16 protein-coding genes are annotated in these 17,026 nt (G+C 70.3%); 4 read left to right on the plus strand and 12 right to left on the minus strand.

The window, feature by feature from the left end; translation table 11 throughout:
* The 3 genes from addB to trxA all read left to right on the plus strand — a co-directional run bounded on the left by addB (window position 1) and on the right by trxA (window position 6,918).
* On the plus strand, window positions 1-3,000 hold the full coding sequence (gene addB / locus AC07OA_RS04850; RefSeq protein WP_494662624.1) for a double-strand break repair protein AddB: 3,000 nt from the start codon (window positions 1-3) through the stop codon (window positions 2,998-3,000).
* Window positions 2,997-6,470 carry a double-strand break repair helicase AddA gene (gene addA / locus AC07OA_RS04855; RefSeq protein ID WP_494662625.1) on the plus strand — a complete coding sequence of 1,158 codons (3,474 nt, stop codon included), beginning with the start codon at window positions 2,997-2,999 and terminating at the stop codon, window positions 6,468-6,470. Before addB ends, addA begins: the two co-directional genes overlap by 4 nt.
* Window positions 6,471-6,582: 112 nt before the next feature.
* Window positions 6,583-6,918 (plus strand): thioredoxin, encoded by a 336-nt coding sequence (gene trxA, locus AC07OA_RS04860; protein ID WP_494662626.1) that lies wholly within the window; start codon window positions 6,583-6,585, stop codon window positions 6,916-6,918.
* Between the two features lie 133 nt (window positions 6,919-7,051).
* Here trxA and AC07OA_RS04865 read toward each other — a convergent pair whose 3' ends face one another.
* From AC07OA_RS04865 to ftsY, 5 genes are all read right to left on the minus strand, one after another.
* Complete coding sequence (locus tag AC07OA_RS04865) at window positions 7,052-7,402, minus strand: hypothetical protein (RefSeq protein ID WP_494662627.1); 351 nt, start codon at window positions 7,400-7,402, stop codon at window positions 7,052-7,054.
* Window positions 7,403-7,551: 149 nt separating this feature from the next.
* Complete coding sequence (locus AC07OA_RS04870; RefSeq protein WP_494662628.1) at window positions 7,552-7,662, minus strand: hypothetical protein; 111 nt, start codon at window positions 7,660-7,662, stop codon at window positions 7,552-7,554.
* A 277-nt stretch (window positions 7,663-7,939) separates the two neighbouring features.
* Window positions 7,940-8,515 (minus strand): MarR family winged helix-turn-helix transcriptional regulator, encoded by a 576-nt coding sequence (locus tag AC07OA_RS04875; RefSeq protein ID WP_494662629.1) that lies wholly within the window; start codon window positions 8,513-8,515, stop codon window positions 7,940-7,942.
* A gap of 156 nt (window positions 8,516-8,671) precedes the next feature.
* Window positions 8,672-9,286 (minus strand): inner membrane-spanning protein YciB, encoded by a 615-nt coding sequence (locus tag AC07OA_RS04880; protein WP_494662630.1) that lies wholly within the window; start codon window positions 9,284-9,286, stop codon window positions 8,672-8,674.
* Between the two features lie 3 nt (window positions 9,287-9,289).
* Entirely contained in the window at window positions 9,290-10,231 is a 942-nt protein-coding gene (gene ftsY, locus AC07OA_RS04885) for a signal recognition particle-docking protein FtsY (protein WP_494662631.1), read from the minus strand.
* Between the two features lie 35 nt (window positions 10,232-10,266).
* On the opposite strand from ftsY, the gene AC07OA_RS04890 reads away from it, so the two are divergent.
* A complete protein-coding gene (locus AC07OA_RS04890; RefSeq protein WP_494662632.1) occupies window positions 10,267-10,902 on the plus strand; it encodes a trimeric intracellular cation channel family protein in 636 nt (211 codons plus the stop codon).
* On the opposite strand, the gene AC07OA_RS04895 is transcribed toward AC07OA_RS04890, so the two are convergent.
* From AC07OA_RS04895 to dapF, 7 genes are all read right to left on the minus strand, one after another.
* The gene (locus tag AC07OA_RS04895) at window positions 10,899-11,273 is read right to left on the minus strand and encodes a helix-turn-helix domain-containing protein (RefSeq protein ID WP_494662633.1); all 375 of its coding nucleotides are present in this window, start codon (window positions 11,271-11,273) and stop codon (window positions 10,899-10,901) included. The two genes, AC07OA_RS04890 and AC07OA_RS04895, sit on opposite strands and share 4 nt — an antisense overlap.
* On the minus strand, window positions 11,273-11,566 hold the full coding sequence (locus tag AC07OA_RS04900) for a type II toxin-antitoxin system HigB family toxin (RefSeq protein WP_494662634.1): 294 nt from the start codon (window positions 11,564-11,566) through the stop codon (window positions 11,273-11,275). The genes AC07OA_RS04895 and AC07OA_RS04900 overlap by 1 nt, the downstream gene beginning before the upstream one ends.
* 62 nt (window positions 11,567-11,628) lie before the next feature.
* Entirely contained in the window at window positions 11,629-12,069 is a 441-nt protein-coding gene (locus tag AC07OA_RS04905) for a GFA family protein (protein WP_494662635.1), read from the minus strand.
* Between the two features lie 8 nt (window positions 12,070-12,077).
* The gene (locus tag AC07OA_RS04910; protein ID WP_494662636.1) at window positions 12,078-13,163 is read right to left on the minus strand and encodes an endonuclease/exonuclease/phosphatase family protein; all 1,086 of its coding nucleotides are present in this window, start codon (window positions 13,161-13,163) and stop codon (window positions 12,078-12,080) included.
* Between the two features lie 3 nt (window positions 13,164-13,166).
* Window positions 13,167-14,498: a tRNA (N(6)-L-threonylcarbamoyladenosine(37)-C(2))-methylthiotransferase MtaB gene (gene mtaB, locus AC07OA_RS04915; protein ID WP_494662637.1), complete on the minus strand. Its 1,332-nt coding sequence runs from the start codon at window positions 14,496-14,498 to the stop codon at window positions 13,167-13,169.
* Complete coding sequence (locus AC07OA_RS04920; RefSeq protein WP_494662638.1) at window positions 14,495-15,406, minus strand: SDR family NAD(P)-dependent oxidoreductase; 912 nt, start codon at window positions 15,404-15,406, stop codon at window positions 14,495-14,497. The genes mtaB and AC07OA_RS04920 overlap by 4 nt, the downstream gene beginning before the upstream one ends.
* Entirely contained in the window at window positions 15,319-16,170 is an 852-nt protein-coding gene (gene dapF / locus AC07OA_RS04925; RefSeq protein WP_494662639.1) for a diaminopimelate epimerase, read from the minus strand. Before dapF ends, AC07OA_RS04920 begins: the two co-directional genes overlap by 88 nt.
* Between the last annotated feature and the right edge of the window lie 856 nt (window positions 16,171-17,026).

A 17,026-nucleotide genomic window follows, 5' to 3' on the forward strand; every position in this document is an offset into this window, starting at 1 on the left:
GTGGCCGGCCCCTTCGACACTCCGGGGCCGCGCTGGTTCTCGATCCCCGCCCATCGGCCCTTCGTCGAGGACCTGGCGCGCGGCCTGCTGGCGGCCCTGGCGCCGCTGGGTCCCGAAGCCCTGCCCGCCGCCACCGTCCTGACCCCCACCCGGCGAGGCGCCCGCGCCCTGGCCGACGCCTTCGTGCTGGCCGCCGAGGAACGCGGCGGGGGCGGCCGCGCCCTGCTGCTGCCCCAGATCCGGCCGCTGGGCGACCTGGACGAAGGCGAGCCGCCGTTCGAGCCGGGCGACATCTCGCTGGATGTGCATCCCGCCGTCTCGTCGCGCCGTCGCCGGTTCGAGCTGGCCCGCCTGGTCGCCGACCACGCCCACCTGCTGTCGTTCCAGCCGCAAGCGGGCCAGGCATTGGAGATGGCCAAGGCCCTGGCCGAGTTCCTCGACAGCTGCCAGATCGAGGAGGTCATCGCCGACGATGGACGGCTGGACGGCCTGGCCGAGGGGGACCTGGCCCAGCACTGGCAGGTCTCGGCGCGGTTCCTGAAGGCCGTGCTGACCGCCTGGCCCAAGCGTCTCGACGAGATGGGCCTGATCGACGTCAGCGAGCGGCGGGTCAAGCTGCTCAACGCCCTCTCCAAGCAGTGGGAAGACAATCCGCCCCAGGGCGTGATGGTGGCCGCCGGCTCGACCGGCACCGCCCCCGCCACCGCCCGCCTGCTGCGGACCATCGCCGGCCTGCCCAAGGGCGCGGTCGTTCTGCCGGGCCTCGACGACGGCCTGGCCGAAGACGCCTGGGACCAGATCGAGGGCGTCCAGGGCGAGCAACATCCGCAGGGCGCCATGAAGCGCCTGCTGGACGGGGCCGGGATCTCCCGCGCCGACGTCCGCCCCTGGTGGCCCGAGGCCGACAGCCGGGGCCGCTGGCGCCGCCGCCTGATCAACGAGGCCCTGCGCCCGGCCCAGGCCACCGCCGACTGGCTGGCCCAGATCGACCGCCTGCGCGCCGAGGCCCCGGCCCTGGACCCCATCGCCGAGGGGCTGAAGGGCCTGTCGCTGGTCAACGCCCGCACCGAGGAAGAGGCGGCCGTGGCCTGCGCGCTGCTCCTGCGCGAGGCCCTGGAGACTCCCGGCCAGACCGCCGCCATGGTCACGCCCGACCAGGAGCTGGCCCGGCGGGTCAACGCCCGCCTGGTGCGCTGGGGCGTGATCCCCGACAGCTCGGCCGGCGCCCCCCTGGCCGCCAGCGCCGGGGCGATCCTGGCCCAGCATGTGGCGGGCCTGGCCGTGGATCCGCTGGATCCGGTCCGCCTGCTGGCCGTGGCCAAGCACCCGCTGCTGCGCGGCGACGGCGAGGTGGTCCGCGACCTGGAGCGATACGGCCTGCGCGGCCCGGCCCCGCGCGACGCGGCCCACCTGCTGGAGCGGCTGGCCAAGTATCCGCAGGCCAAGGCCCTGGTCGAGCGCGTGCTGGCGGCCGCCCATCGCGTCGCCCTGCCCTACGCCGCCCCCCCGAAAGCCGGACAACCGGCCGCCGCCGCCCGAGCCCTGGTCGAGGCGCTGGAGGCCCTGGCCGATCCTTCGGACCTGTGGGCCGGCTCGTCCGGCGAGAGCCTGGCCAGCCTGCTGTCGTCGCTGATCACCGACGGGGCGGTGCTGCCGCCCGCCTCGGCCCAGGGCTTCGCCGATCTCTTTGACCGGCTGGTCAACGAGGAGACCCTGCGCGTCGGCGGCGCCACCCATCCGCGCCTGCGCATCTTCGGGGCCATCGAGGCGCGGATGGTGCGGGCCGACCGGCTGATCCTGGCGGGTCTGGAGGAGGGGATCTGGCCGCGCGGCGCGCCCATCGACCCGTTCCTGTCGCGGCCCATGCGCGCCAAGCTCAGCCTGCCGCCGCCCGAACGCCGCATCGGTCTCACCGCCCACGACTTCGCCCAGGCCGCCTGCGCGCCCGACGTCATCCTGGTCCACAGCGAGCGGCGCGGCGGGGCGCCGGCGGTGGAGAGCCGCTGGCTGTGGCGGCTGAAGACCCTGGCGCGGGGGGCGGGCCTGGCCCTGACCGAGCGGCCCGACGTCCTGGCCTGGGCCCGCCGTCTGGACGAGCCGGGCCCCTACGCCCCGATCAAGCGCCCCGAGCCCCGGCCGCCGGTCGCCGACCGGCCGCGCCGCATGGCCGTCACCCGGGTGGAGGCCCTGACCCGCGATCCCTACGCCGTCTGGGCCCGCGACATCCTCAAGCTCTATCCGCTGGACCGTCCCGACGAGCCGGTCGAGGCCCGGGCGCGCGGCACGGCGATCCACGCCGCCTTCGAGCTGTTCGCCGAGCAACACCCCGGCCCCGTGCCGGAGAACGCCGCCGAGATCTTCGCGGCCCTCTATCTCGCCCAGTTGGAAAAGGCCGGCATGCCGCCCGCCGCCCTGGCCCGCGAACGCGCCCTGGCGCGCGAGGCCGCCCTTTGGGTCGCGGATCTCGAGACCCGCCGCCGCGCGGGGGCCGAGCGGATCGTGGTGGAGGCCGTCGGCGAGCTGACCTTCGACATCGGCGGGCGGCCGTTCACCGTCACCGCCAAGGCCGACCGCATCGAGCCCACGGCCGAGGGCCTGGCCCACATCCTCGACTACAAGACCGGCGCGGCGCCCACCAAGAAGCAGGTCGAGACCGGCTTCTCGCCCCAGCTGACCTTGACCGCCGCCATACTGCGCGAGGGCGGCTTCCCCGAGATCGGCCCCCGCGAGCCGGGCGACCTGACCTATCTGCGCGTCACCGGCCGCAAGCCGGCGGGGGTCGAAGAGGTGCGGGCCAGCGCCGGGGTCGAGGCGACGGAGGCGGCGATCCAGGCGCTGGAGGGCCTGCGCAAGCTGGTCGAGCACTACGACAATCCGAACCAACCCTACCTGTCGCGCGTGGCCCCGCAGTTCGTGCACGACCACGCCGGCGACTACGGCCACCTGGCTCGGGTGTTCGAATGGTCGACCAGCGGCGATGACGGGGAGGGTTCGGAGTGAGCCTCGCCCCAGACCCCCAACGCATCGCCGCCGATCCGGCCCTGTCGGCCTTCGTCACGGCCAATGCCGGCTCGGGCAAGACCAAGACCCTGATCGATCGGGTCGCGCGCCTGCTGCTGGCGCGGTCCGAGCCCGAGGCGATCCTGTGCGTGACCTACACCAAGGCCGCCGCCGCCGAGATGCAGCGGCGCCTGTTCGAGCGCCTGGGCGAGTGGTGTGTCACCCCCGACGCCGAGCTGCGCCGACAGCTGGGCGCGCTGGAGGGCCGCGACCCGGCCGACTTCAGCCCCCGGCGGCTGTCCGAAGCGCGCGGCCTGTTCGCCAAGGCGCTGGAGACGCCGGGCGGGCTGAAGATCCAGACCATCCACGCCTTCTGCGAGAAGCTGTTGCGGCGCTTCCCGCTGGAGGCCGGGGTCTCGCCCGGCTTCACGGTGATGGACGACAGCGCCTCGGCCGCCATCGCCCAGGAGGCCCTGCGCCAGGTAGCCGCCCACGTCACCGAGAACGACGACGCCTTCGCCCGCGCCTATGCCCGCTTCGCCACGGCCCTGGACTTCGCCAGCTTCGAGGCGATGTTCGCGACTTTCGAGACCCAGCGGGGGGCCATCGGCGACTATCTGGGCGTCCAGGGGGGACTGGCCGGGGCGCTGGACGACGTCTGGAAGGTCTGCGGCTTCCACGACGGCGCGCAAAGCGTCGCGGCGGTCGAGGCGCGGGCCATGGCGGGGCTGGACCGGGGCCTGTGGCGTGCGGTCGCCGAGGTCCTGGCCGGCGGCGGCAAGACCGACGCCAAGTTCGCGGCCCTGATGCTGGAGGTCGCCGCCGATCCGGACGCCGGGCTCGATGCGGCCCTGGCGGTGCTGTTCACCGAGAAGGGCGCCGGCTCGCCCGCCACCTGGCCGGGCAAGACCTCGGGCCTGAAGGCGCGCGAAGACCTGCGCGCGCGCCTGGTGGCCGAGCAGGAGCGGCTTGAGGAGGCCCGCGAGTGGCAGCGGGCCGCCAAGGTGGCCGAGGACAGCGCCGACGCCCTGCTGCTGGCCGGGCTCTATGTCTCGCGGTTCATCGAGGAGAAGGCCGCCCGGGGCGCGCTGGACTTCGCCGACCTGATCGAGAAGACCAAGACCCTGCTGACCGAAAAGGTCGACGCGGCCTGGGTGCTCTACAAGCTGGACGGCGGCGTCGACCACATCCTGCTGGACGAGGCCCAGGACACCGCGCCGGAGCAGTGGGCGATCCTGGACGCCCTAACCGCCGACTTCTTCGCCGGAGCCGGGGCGGTGCGCGACCGGCGCGGCGTGGCCGCCGACGCCCGCACCCTGTTCATCGTCGGCGACGACAAGCAGTCGATCTATTCGTTCCAGGGCGCCGATCCCGACCGCCTGCTGTCGGAGACCCAGCGCTATATCGAGCTGATCACGGCGGTCGAGCGCGACGCCCGGGGCGTGGACCTGACCGTCTCGTACCGCTCCACGCGCGAGGTGCTGAGCTTCGTCGACGCCCTGTTCTCGGCGCCCGAGACGCGGTCGGGCGTGCGGCCGCCCCGGGGCGAGGACCTGGTGCGCCACATCCCCTTCCGGGTCGACCACCAGGGCTGCGTGGACCTGTGGCCGCTGGAGCGCGAGGCGCCCGGCGAGGAGCGCGAGGCCTGGGACGCGCCGCTGGACGCCCCCGGCGAGCAGAGCGCCAACCGCCGCCTCGCCGAAAAGATCGCCATCGAGATCGCCGACCTCATCGCGCGCGGCGACGCGGTGTTCGACAAGGAGACGCGGGCATGGCGCCCCGCCCACGCCGGCGACGTGCTGGTGCTGGTGCGCCGGCGCAAGGCGCTGTTCGAGGAAGTGCTGCGGGCGCTCAAGCGGCGCGGCGTGCCCGTGGCCGGGGCCGACCGCCTCTCCCTGTCGGCCCACATCGTGTTCGACGACCTCCTGGCGCTGGGCCGCTTCTGCCTGTTCCCCGACGACGACCTGACCCTGGCGGCCCTGCTCAAGAGCCCGTTCTGCGACCTGTCGGACGACGACCTCTACGCCCTGGCCAAGGGCCGCCCCGGAACCGTGTGGGCGGCGCTGAACGCCCGGGCCGCCGAGCATCCGAAGTGGGTCGCCGCCCGCGACCTGCTGCGCTGGGCCCTGGACCAGAGCCGCCGCAAGCAGCCGTTCGAGTTCTACGCCCTGCTGCTGGGCCGGGTGGACGAGACCGTGCGCTCCAACCGCGCCAAGGTGCTGACGCGTCTCGGCGAAGAGGCCGCCGAGGCCCTGGACGAGTTCCTGGCCCAGATCCTGGCCGCCGAGCAGCGCGGGGTCCGCGACCTGGAGGCCCTGGTCGCCGAATTCGCGGGGCTGGACATCGTGGTCAAGCGCGAGATGGAAGGCGCCCGCCGCGAGGTGAGGGTGATGACCGCCCACGGCTCCAAGGGGCTGGAGGCGCCCATCGTCTTCCTGCCCGAGACCACCATGAAGGGCGGGGCGCGCGGCTCGCCCCTGATGCGCACGGCCGACGGCGGCTTCCTGTGGTGCGCCAGCAAGGCCAACGACTGCGCCGCCTCGGCGCAGGCCCGCGAGCTGCGCGAGAAGAAGGACGCCGAGGAAGCCCTGCGCCTCTATTACGTGGCCCTGACCCGGGCGCGCGACCGGCTGGTGCTCTGCGGACGGATCGACGCGCGCACCAAGGACGAGAACGTCGGCGGCTGGTACGCCGCCGCCCAGGCCGCCTTCGCCCACGCCGACATCGAACCCGGCGTGCGCGAGATCAGCGAAGACGGCCGCAAGCGTTTCGGCCCCGACCCGATGCGGATCGACGCCGTCGACGCTCCGCCGCCGGAGACCCTGGTCCCGACGCCCGCCTGGACCCTGGCCCCGGCCGCGCCCGAGACGCCCGCCGCCCGCTACGCCGCCCCCTCCACCCTGGAGGACGAGGTCCGGGGCAGCGCGCCCTCGCCCCTGGCCGTCGTGTCGGGCCTGGGCCGCTACCGGCGCGGCGAGATCGTCCACCGGCTGCTGCAGCTGCTGCCCGACATCGAGCCCGCCGCCCGCCGCGCCGCCGCCGAGCGCCTGCTGGCCGCCGAGCGCGACCTGACCGACGAGCAGCGCGCGGAAATGGCGAGCGCCGCCTTCGGCGTGCTGGAAGATCCCCGCTTCGCCGCCGTCTTCGGCCCCGGCTCGCGGGCCGAGGTCTCGGTGGCCGGCGGCGGGCGCGCCCTGCCCGAAACCCTGCGGATCGCCGGCCGCGTCGACCGGCTGGTGGTCACGCAAGACCGCGTCCTGGTGGTCGACTACAAGACCAACCGCCCCTCGCCCGACCGCATCGAGGACGCCGATCCGGCCTATCTGGCCCAGATGGCGGTCTATGCCGCCGTGCTGGCCGAGGTGTTCCCCGACCGGCCCATCGAGGCCGCTATCGTGTGGACGGACGGTCCCAAACTCATGGCGGTTCCAGAAAAGGTGATGGCCTCGGCGCTGGCCCGCCTCTTCTAGATCATTGCCGGAAGGGGCGCGGGTCCCTAAATCTTGACGCAAGACGGGGAGCGAATCCCCGGTTTGACAGTTTTCTAGCGCGCCCGATCCCCCGGCGCAGATGGAGCAACAGATGAGCACCGTCGTGGTGACCGACGAGTCCTTCGAACAGGACGTCCTCAAGGCCGGCAAGCCCGTGCTGGTCGATTTCTGGGCCGAATGGTGCGGTCCCTGTAAGCAGATCGCCCCGGCCCTGGAGCAGATCTCCGAGGAACTGGCCGACGTGGTGACCGTCGCCAAGGTCAATATCGAGGACAGCCCCACCACCCCCTCGCGCTACGGCGTGCGCGGCATCCCGACCATGATGCTGTTCCGCGACGGCCAGATGGCCTCGATGAAGGTGGGCGCCATGCCCAAGGCCAAGATCCTGGAATGGCTGAACGAAGCCGGCGTGCAACAGCCCGCCTAAGGCCTTTCCGAGTTTCGGATCGTCGACCGCCCGTCTCGCTGCCGCGAGGCGGGCGGTTCGCGTTTGGGGCGTGAGATTCGTAGTGGCGGCTAGGGGTGGAAAGCGGTCGCGTACCTGCGCATTGCGGTGCGGCTTACTGCTGCTTATTGAGCGCCCGCCGGATCAGCCAGAGATGGAAGGCGTGCACTGAGAGGAAGACGACCGCACAGAAGGCGACTACCGGTATGACAAGGCCTTCCTGACCAGGCCTCGGTTTTACGAACGCTGCTGCGGCAGCGATGAGGGCCAAGCAGATCGCAGCCAGCATCGGGGTGAATGCGAGCGCGACCTTCCGGGGCGCGGTCCAGTTTACCGAGCCATCCCCTCCCCACTGCATCGGCAGCCGGGGTTGGTCCGCGAAGCGGTGGTCCGCGCGGAGAGACATCACTGTAAGCAGCGCCACGGCGCTCAGGACGATTACCGCAGCTACCATCGCTTGCATCATGGGACGGCCTCCAATCCATCCTAGGTTAAGCCCCGCAGCCGAAAGTCCGCAACGGGTCGGTGCGAACCTTACATCTCACGGCGATCGTCTCGCCGTGAGATGTAAGGATGGCTCCCTTCGTGGGACGAAGGCGCAAATAGGGGTCCGCCCTACTTCTTCGCCGCCGTGACGATGAACGGCGAGGCCGAGGCCGCGGGCGTCTTCTTGTCGGCCTTCGGTTTGCGGATTTCCTTGTTGGACTTCTTCTGACCCTTGGCCATGGCGGCTCCTGCCTGGACGCTCGCGCGCCAGGGGGATCCGGCGGGCCGAGCCGCCCTTTCGGCGTGGACGAAGTCTAGAGGCTCGCCGGGCGGGGACCTAAGGGTTTCACAACCGCCCCCAGCGTCCGTCATCCCGGGCCTCGTGCCCGGGCCCCCTCTATCCGCCGCAGGTGCAAGAGGGTGGCGCGCCGAGCGCGCCATTGCACTTCACCGTCAGCTGAACCAGGGGTCCCGGGCACAAGGCCCGGGATGACGGCTGAAGGGTGAGCGCGAACGATCAGGCCGCCTTCTTGGCCGCCTTGTCCTTCTTGGGCTTCTTGTCCTTCTTGGCCGGCTTCTCGGCCTTGGGGGCCTTCGGCTTCTTGGCCTTCACCTCGGGCTCGGCGTGGACGTCGGAGACGGCCATGTCGCTGAGCAGCTCGAGGAAGCCCTCGCGCTTGGAGGGCTTGAGCAATGCAAGAATGCGGGCGTCGGCCATGGCCACCTTGGGGCGGCTCTCCTCCAGCACGGCGGCGCCGGCGGGGGTGAGGCTGACGGTGTTGGCGCGGGCGTCCAGATCCGAGCGCTGGCGTTCCAGGTGACCCTTGGTGATCATCCGGGCGACCATGTCGGCCAGGGTGGAGCGGTCGATGCCGGTGGCGCGGACCAGGCCCGTCTGGGTGACGCCCTCGTTCTCGGCCACGGCCGCCAGCACCGCGTACTGACGCTGGGTGACGCCGCCCGGGCCGCTCTCCTCGGCATAGATGTCGAGGGCCAGCTGCAGGACCCGGTGAAGCAGATGGCTGGGCGAACGCGAAAGCGCTCCACCCTGGTCGTTTCTGCTCTCGCCCTTGTCGCCCTTGGTCTTGGCCATGGTCCGTCGCCCTTCGTTTCCGCCGACGGACCTTTCAGTACCACGGTTACACGTCGATTTGACGACAGACGGTCCGTGGGCTGTCGATCTCGATTCTTTGCTTCAACGCATTTTCTTCACGCGAACCGAAAGCCACTTCGCTTGAAAATGCTTGGCCTAGAAACCCGCGTCCGGCGGTTCGGGGGTCTTGGCCTCGTCGCCCTTGGCGATGTGCTTCATCATGAAGGGCACCTGGCTGAGCGAGAACAGGATGGCCAGGGGCAACAGGCCGATACGGAACTTCACCCAGGTGTCGGTGGTCTGGGTGAGGCGGACGATCTCGTTGGCGACGGCCGCGAAGGCGAAATAGCCGCCATAGCGCAGGGTCAGGGTGCGCCAGGCTTCGTCGGGCAGATGGACGGCCTCGCCCATCAGGGCCTTCAGCGGCGCGCGATGGGTCAGGACGCCGCCGATCATGAACAGGGCCAGGGCCGCGTTGACCACGGTGACCTTGATCTTCACGAACACGTCGCTGTGGAACACCAGGCCCAGGGTCCCGAAGATCAGGGCCATGACGCCGGAGAACAGCGGCAGCAGGGCCACGCGGCGCTCGACCACATAGCCCAGGATCAGGGCCAGGGCCGAGGCGGCGACCAGCACCCAGGTGGCGGTCTGGAAGTTGCGGCCGGTGGCGAAGAAGGCGACGCCGAACGCGACCGGCGCGCCGTAGTCGATGGCGGTGCGCACCCAGGCGGCGTTCTTTTTCCTGGCGGCAGGCGGAGTGTCGGTCATGGCTCAGTCCTCCAGGCCGACCAGCGAGCGCGAGAAGGCCCGCGCGTCGAAGGGTTGCAGGTCGTCCACGCCTTCACCTACGCCGATCAGCTTGATCGGGCTGTCCGAGGCGCGGGCCACCGGGACCAGCACCCCGCCGCGCGCGGTGCCGTCCAGCTTGGTCATCACAATCCCGGACACGCCGACCTGGTTGCCGAAGATCTTCTCCTGGGCCAGGGCGTTGCGGCCCACCGTGGCGTCCAGCACCAGCAGGGTCTCGTGCGGGGCGTCCGGATCGACCTTCTTGATCACCCGGATCACCTTCAGCAGTTCGTCCATCAGCCCCTGCTTGTTCTGCAGCCGGCCGGCGGTGTCGATCAGCACCACGTCGTGGCCCTCGGCGCGGGCGCGCTCGACGGCCTCGAAGGCCAGGGCCGCGGAGTCCGAGCCGGGGGGCTTGGACATGAAGTCGGCGCCGGCCCGGTCGGCCCAGACCTTCAGCTGCTCGACGGCGGCGGCGCGGAAGGTGTCGCCGGCGGCGATCAGCACCTTGGCCTTCTTGCCCGTCAGGTCCGAGGCGATCTTGCCCAGGGTGGTGGTCTTGCCCGAGCCGTTGACGCCGATGAACAGCACCACATAGGGCTTGGGGCCGGACAGCGGATCGAAGGTACCTTCACGGTCGGTCAGCTCGGCGGCGACCAGTTCGGCCAGGGCCTCCTTGACCTCGATATCGGTCGACGACTTGCCGAAGCGCGCCTTGCCGAAGGCGTCGGCGATGCGGGCGGCGATCTGGGGGCCCAGGTCCGCCTCGATCAGCATCTCCTCCAGCTGGTCCAGCTGTTCCTGGTCCAGCGGCTTCTTGGTGAAGGCGCCGGTGACCTGTTCGGTCATCTGCTGGGACGACCGGGCCAGGCCGGCCGTCAGCCGCTGGAACCAGCCTTTTTTCTGCTCGGGCTTTTCGCTCATGGCGTTCCTTTAGCGGGGTGTGGCATCAAACGCCAATGGACGCGCTTTCGACGACCCTTTTCTGGCTGGATTACGCCGCCGTCGCGGTGTTCGGCGCGACCGGCGCGCTGGCGGCGGCGCATCGCAAGCACGACATCATCACCTTCGGCTTCTTCGCGGCGATCACCGGCGTGGGGGGCGGCACCCTGCGCGACCTGCTGATCGACGCCCCGGTGTTCTGGATCCAGCGGCCCGGCTACATCATGGTGTGCCTGGCCGCCGCCCTGGCCGTCTGGCTGCTGGGCAAACGCGGCTGGCGGTTCCGGGCCCTGTTGTGGCTGGACGCCCTGGGTATGGCCGCCTACGCCGTGGTCGGCACGGCCAAGGCGCTGAGCCTGCACGTCCATCCGTTCACGGCGGTCGTCATGGGCGTCCTGACCACCGCCTTCGGCGGGGTGATCCGCGACGTGCTGGCCGAGGAGCCGAACCTCCTGCTGCGCCGCGAGATCTACATCACCGCCGCCCTGCTGGGCGCCTCGGTGTTCGCGGGGCTGACGACCCTGTTCCATGTCGACTTCTGGCCGGCCGGGATCGCCGGCTTCGTCGCCGCCTTCGGCCTGCGGGCCTGCGCCCTCAAGCTGGGCTGGAGCCTGCCGGGGTTTGCCGGGGGCGAGGACGCGCCCGCGCCTTAAGCGGCCTCGACCTCGGCGATCAGAGCCTGAGCCGGTATGTTCCACGACTTCGACAGTAGCCGGATCTGCGGCAGGGTCAGATCCCGGCGACCGTTGAGAATCTCCGAAGCCCGCGACCGCGAACCCAGCAGTTCGGCAAGATCCGATTGGCCCAGACCCTGGCGGTCCATGGCGAAGCGGATCGCCTCGACCGGGCCGGTCCTCGGAAGAGGAAAACGGTCTTCCTCATACTTGGCCAGCAGCAGGCCCAGCAGCTCGAACCGATCTCCGGCGTCGCTGCCGGCTTCGGGCTCATTGTCGAAATAGGTCTCGAATTCCGCCAGGGCCTCAGCGTAACCGGCTTCGTCGCGAATAATGCCGATCTTGGTCATCACACCGTCTCCGGATCGATCTTGTCGTAGTCCGCGTGCGTGCCGACGAACTTCACCAGGATCTGTTTGAAGGTGTACGAAACCCGCACCACCACACGATAATTGTTGCCGCCGATGTCGAAGATGACCCGGTTGTCGCCGACGAAATCGGCGCTGCGGAAATCATCCTTGATGTCCTGCGGCGTCCGCCATTGAGCCGCCCTCGCATGATCGTACCAGGCGATCAGCGGCCCCTTGGCGTTTGGATGCTTCGTCCAGAACGCCTGCAGAATTCTCTTCGTCACGACGTTCACGAGGGAAGGTTAGCATGTTCCCAGATTTGGAACAATAAAATTCCCAAGGCGGGAACAACCTTTCAGGTCTCGTGATCCGGGTGCTGGCGACTGACCACCGCGCCTGACGGACCCATCGGCGGGCGCACGGGTATGTCGGCCAGGTGATCCATCCAGGCCGGACGGCCTTCGACGGCCAGCTGCACGCCGGGCTCGACCCGCGAGGGATCGTCGAAGGCGAAGACGGCCAGGTCGATCTTGTCGGCGCTCCATTCGAAGGTCAGGGGCGTGCCGCAGGCGGCGCAGAAGCCGCGGCGGATGGCGTCGGAGCTCTGGAAGCCCGCCGGCGTCCCGCGGGTCCAGGCCAGGTCGGCGACATTCACCGTCACCAGCGCCCCGAACGGCCCGGCGAAGGCCTTCTGGCACATGCGGCAGTGGCAGATCGAGGCGCGTCCCGGCTCGCCCTCGACGCGGAAGCGCACCGCGCCGCATTGGCAGCCACCGGTCAGAACTTGATCGGACATCGGAAACCTCAGGGCTTGTGCGGCGGGACCGGCAGCAGGGGGATCGGCGTCAGGCGGAAGGTGACCTCGTAGGCGTCGTGATCGGACAGCACCGGCCCGCCGGTGGCCGAGCCGTCGAAGCGGGCCTCCACCTGGATCGGCCGGATCGCCACCCGGTCGCCGGGCTTGAAGCCGATCAGGTCCTGAGTGTCCAGCCACGGGGCGTCGCCGTCGGCGCTGATCTTGGCGTCGCAGCTCGTGGGGGTCTTGAAGCAGACCTCGCTGACCACCTCGAACGGATAGCGCTGCATGACGTAGTCGTAGCGGTCGGGCGCATGCATGACGTTGAAGTCGCCGCCGACGATCAGCGGCGCGCCGGGCGTGCGGTCGGTCGCCATGAACTGGCCGAGCTCCGCGGCCTGCAGGTGGTGGGCGGTGCGGTTGCGGCCCCGCGGCACGCCCGAGGCGCCCTTGGAGTTCAGGTGGGTGTCGGCGATCTCGACGGGCGTGGGCAGACCCGGCACGTCCAGGCTGACAAGCATGACCCCCTTGTTGGCCAGGCAGTCCAGCCCCGCGCAGTAGTGATAGGCATGAGACTTCACCCAGTTGATCGGATGGTTGCTCAGCACCCACAGGCCGCTGGAGCCCCACTTGCCCCAGCCCTCGCCCTTGCGGCGGTACTTGACCCGCTTGTAGCGCGGCCGGTCTTCCTTCTGCAGCTGGCTGCCGTCGCGCTGCTTCTTGCGCGGCCCCTTGGCGACGTAGGGGTAGCCGGAGAGCTCGATCAGGTCGTCGACCTCGTCGCGGAAGCCCTCCTGCAGCAGGACGACGTCGGGCTCCAGGCCCTTCTCGCGCAGGGCGGCCAGCTGGCGGCCGATCTCCTTGAGCTTGGACCCGCGCCCAGACCGGATCGGCCAGGGCAGGCCCTCGACATTGTAGGTCATCACGCTCAGCTCGACCGGCTGGATCGGGCCGATAGGCTTGAACGGCGCGGGCGGGGTGTCCTCGGTCTTCGGGACCGGGATGGCGGGCACGAAAGGCACGTCCTGGGCCAGGACCGGCGACGAGATCAGCAGGGCCGCGACCAGGGCGGCGGTCAGGTCGCGTCCCCTCATGTCCTAGGCGGCGAGCTCCGCCAGGACCCGGGTCCCGTCGTGGCCGACCACGCGGAAGGCGGCGATCTGGCCCTGAGGCGCCTCACCCGCGAAGGCGATCTCGGTGAAGTCCTCGGCCCGGGCCACGCCCTCGCGCTCGACCAGGCCCGACAGCACGCGGCCCACCTGGCGCTGGAGGTGGCGCTCGAGCCCGGCCTGGCCCGCCTCGCGCAGGCGACGGGCGCGGTCCTTGATCACCGGACCCTTCACCGGCGGCATCCGCGCGGCCGGCGTGCCGGGGCGGGCGCTGTAAGGGAAGACGTGCAGGAAGGCCAGGCCCGCCTCCTCGACCAGCTTCAGGGTGTTGGCGAAGGCCTCTTCCGTCTCGGTCGGGAAGCCGGCGATCAGGTCGGCGCCGAAGGCGGTGTCGGGGCGCACGCGGCGCACTTCGGCGACCAGCTTCAGGGCGTCCTCGCGGCTGTGGCGGCGCTTCATGCGCTTGAGGATCATGTTGTCGCCGGCCTGCAGGCTCAGATGCAGGTAGGGCATCAGGCGCGGCTCGGTCTCCAGCAGCTTGAAGAGATCCGGATCGATCTCGGCCGCGTCGATGGACGACAGGCGCAGGCGCGGCAGGTCCGGGACCAGCCTCAGGATCCGCCCCACCAGCTGGCCCAGGGTCGGCTGGCCGGGCAGGTCGGCGCCCCACGAGGTGACGTCGACGCCGGTCAGCACCACCTCGTTATAGCCCTCGGCCGCCAGGCGGCGGACCTGCTCGACCACCTCGCCGGCCGGGGCCGAGCGCGAGTTTCCGCGGCCATAGGGGATGATGCAGAAGGTGCAGCGGTGATCGCAGCCGTTCTGGACCTCCACATAGGCCCGGGCGCGATCCTTCAGGCCGGCGATCAGGTGACCGGCGGTCTCCTTGATCGACATGATGTCGTTGACCCGCACGCGGGTGGAGGTGTCGAGCAGCGCGCCCGGCGCGGCCTTCTCGGCGTTGCCCAGCACCAGGTCCACTTCCGGCATGGCGGCGAAGGCGGCGGGGTCGATCTGGGCGGCGCAGCCGGTGACGATCAGCCGGGCGTCCGGCCGTTCGCGGCGGGCCTTGCGGATCGCCTGCCGCGCCTGGCGCACGGCCTCGTTGGTCACCGCGCAAGTGTTGAACACCACCGCGTCGGCGAGGCCGTCGGCCGAGGCCCGCGCCCGGATGGCCTCGGACTCGTAGGCGTTCAGCCGGCAGCCGAAGGTGACGACGTCGACGCCGTCCGGCCCCGACATCGTCGTGGCCGGGCCACCCTCCTCGCCGACTTCAGGCTTGGGCTTCGGCGGCCGCGAGATAAGCGTATAGGTCGTCACGACTCGACAAACGCCGCGAAGGCGTCCTTCCAGTCGGGATGCCAGCGCGACAGGGCCGGGCGGTTCTCGATGACGTCGCCCATGGCCCAGGCCATGCGCTTTTCGTCGAGCGCGCGCGGCACGTCGTTGTCGGGGCAGAGGATGTAGAAGTCGCCGCGCTGGATGCTCTCCAGCATGAAGGCGACGGTCTCTTCGGCCGTCCAGGCGCCCGGCGGCTTGGGCGCGCCGCGCCGGGTCATGCCGGTGAAGACATAGCCGGGGATCAGCAGGCGGGCGTCCACCTGGCAATCGACGATCTCGCGCAGGGTGTGGGCCAGGCCTTCCGTCAGGGCCTTCACCGCCGACTTGGAGACATTGTAGGCCGTGTTGCCCGGCGGCTGGGTTATGCCCTGCTTGGAACCGGTGTTGATGATCAGGCCCGGGCGGCCGCTGGCGGCCATCTCCTCGCCGATCACCTGGACGCCGTTGATCACGCCCCACAGATTGACGTCGAGCACGCGCGTCCACGGGTCTTCGCCCGAGAAGGCGTCGCCCCCGCCGCCGACCCCGGCGTTGTTCATCAGCACGTCGATGGCGCCGAACCTGTCGACGGCGGCGTCGCGCAGGGCCTGGACGGCGGCGCGGTCGGCGACGTCGGTCTCCACGGCCAGGGCGTTTTCGCCGATGGCGTCGGCGGCTTTCTTGAGCGCCCGGCCCATGATGTCGGCCATGACCACGTTCATGCCGCGCGCGGCGAAGGCCTGGGCGGCGGCCAGGCCGATGCCGTCGGCCGCGCCGGTCACGACCGCCGTCTTGCCCGGTCCGATGGCGGGATGGATGGTCATGCGGCAACCTTCTCCGGCAGCTTGCCGGTGAACTCCATGGTCACGGGACCGGTCATGATCACGTGGCCGTCGGACTCGCGCCATTCGATGGTCAGGGCGCCGCTCTCGAACTCGACCTTGGCCACCCGGTCCGTCAGGCCGCGACGCACGGCGGCCACCTGGGCCGCGCAGGCGCCGGTGCCGCAGGCGGCCGTCAGGCCCGCCCCGCGTTCCCAGACCTTCAGCTGGATATGGTCGCGTGCGGCGATATGGGCGAAGCCGACATTGACGCCTTCCGGGAACAGCGGGTGATGCTCGACGAGACTCCCCGTGCCGCGCGCGAAGTCGTCGCTGACCGGGGCTTCCACGAAGAACACCACATGCGGATTGCCCATCGAGACGCAACCGGGCGTGTGGACCAGCGGCGCGTCGATCGGGCCGACCTGCAGCTCGATCCCGACCGTGTCCATCTCCTCGGCCAGGGGAATCTGGTTCCACGCCAGGCCCGGCCGGCCCATGTCGACGGTGACCAGCTTGTCGCCGGCCATCACGCCCGACAGGCGCCCGGCCACGGTGTCGAAGGCCACGCTGTCCTTCTTGGCCGATTGCATCAGCAGCCACGCCACGCAGCGGGTGCCGTTGCCGCAGGCGCCGGTCTCCTCGCCGTCGGAATTCCAGAACCGCACATAGGCCGACGCGCCTTCCGCGCGCGGCGGGTCGATGGCGATCACCTGGTCGCAGCCGATCCCGCCCTCACGTTTCGCGATCGCGCGGATCTCGTCCGGGGTCGGATTGAAGGGCTGGGTCAGGGTCTCGATCACGACGAAGTCGTTGCCGAGACCGTTCATCTTGAGAAACGAGCGGCTCATGGTCCGCGCTATATAGTGGAAAACCTGCGCCGAGTCAGAGGCGGCGCCGCACTGCGGCGTTTTGAGCGCGGGTTTTCGTGGCGCGGAACCAAGCCGCGACCGCCCAGGGGACATGCTCTCACGGCCGTGAGCCGGCCGGTTTGCAGAGCGTTTGATGTGAGTGCGTGTCCCCCAAGTCGTCCGCCGAGCCTGGAGGCGCCGTGCCCGAAGGTGGGGACACGCACTCACCTTGAAGTCGTCGATCAACCCGCCGAGGCCTTGCCGTGAGTGCATGTCCCCGGCGTTTCGGCGATCACGACTGGGGACACACGCATGCGCGTGTCCCCATCAGCAGGCTCTATCCTCAGCGGATAGCGACCGGAGTTAAGCGATTTCAAGCGCTTGAACTTTCTCGACCTAACTTATCCCCCTCGTGCGGACCTCCCGTATCCTGATGTCACCTGAAAGCACGGGAAGGGCGCACGTACGGCGACCGTTGCGGCTTTCGGGGGCGATCGAGCGGGAAGCTCTGTCGGTGGTTCTCTTCGGAGGACCAACCCCATCCATCTGGTGCCGGCCGGGCCTCGAAAATAAACGGCGTTGGATAGGGGCCGACACAGCAGCAGGCGGGCGGTGATGCGCTCGCGGTCCGGGATCGGGCGCGTTGGCCTGGTTCCGCCCGTCGGAGGCTTCAAGGCGGCGAGGCCCTAACAGGGCTCAGCGTCGCGGGCTTCCGGATAACGGCCGCGCGAAGCGCTCGAACTTCGTCGAAACGGTACTCAAAACTGCAAATCATCCGGGCGAGGCCCGGGCGCTTCGCACCCTTCCCACCAGCTCATGGCCAGTTTGGCGTGGGAGCGCACCCACTTGCCCCCAC

The organism is Caulobacter sp. GW821-FHT09B08 (assembly GCF_059418225.1).

Coding starts and splice junctions, on each gene's coding strand:
- AC07OA_RS04905 (WP_494662635.1), bottom strand. CDS start 12,069: ATGTCCGATCAAGTTCTGACCGGTGGCTGCCAATGCGGCGCGGTGCGC.
- AC07OA_RS04910 (WP_494662636.1), bottom strand. CDS start 13,163: ATGAGGGGACGCGACCTGACCGCCGCCCTGGTCGCGGCCCTGCTGATC.
- AC07OA_RS04875 (WP_494662629.1), bottom strand. CDS start 8,515: ATGGCCAAGACCAAGGGCGACAAGGGCGAGAGCAGAAACGACCAGGGT.
- AC07OA_RS04895 (WP_494662633.1), bottom strand. CDS start 11,273: ATGACCAAGATCGGCATTATTCGCGACGAAGCCGGTTACGCTGAGGCC.
- AC07OA_RS04870 (WP_494662628.1), bottom strand. CDS start 7,662: ATGGCCAAGGGTCAGAAGAAGTCCAACAAGGAAATCCGCAAACCGAAG.
- AC07OA_RS04890 (WP_494662632.1), top strand. CDS start 10,267: ATGGACGCGCTTTCGACGACCCTTTTCTGGCTGGATTACGCCGCCGTC.
- AC07OA_RS04920 (WP_494662638.1), bottom strand. CDS start 15,406: ATGGCGCGAGTCCGACGGCCACGTGATCATGACCGGTCCCGTGACCAT.
- AC07OA_RS04865 (WP_494662627.1), bottom strand. CDS start 7,402: ATGATGCAAGCGATGGTAGCTGCGGTAATCGTCCTGAGCGCCGTGGCG.
- trxA (WP_494662626.1), top strand. CDS start 6,583: ATGAGCACCGTCGTGGTGACCGACGAGTCCTTCGAACAGGACGTCCTC.
- ftsY (WP_494662631.1), bottom strand. CDS start 10,231: ATGAGCGAAAAGCCCGAGCAGAAAAAAGGCTGGTTCCAGCGGCTGACG.
- dapF (WP_494662639.1), bottom strand. CDS start 16,170: ATGAGCCGCTCGTTTCTCAAGATGAACGGTCTCGGCAACGACTTCGTC.
- AC07OA_RS04880 (WP_494662630.1), bottom strand. CDS start 9,286: ATGACCGACACTCCGCCTGCCGCCAGGAAAAAGAACGCCGCCTGGGTG.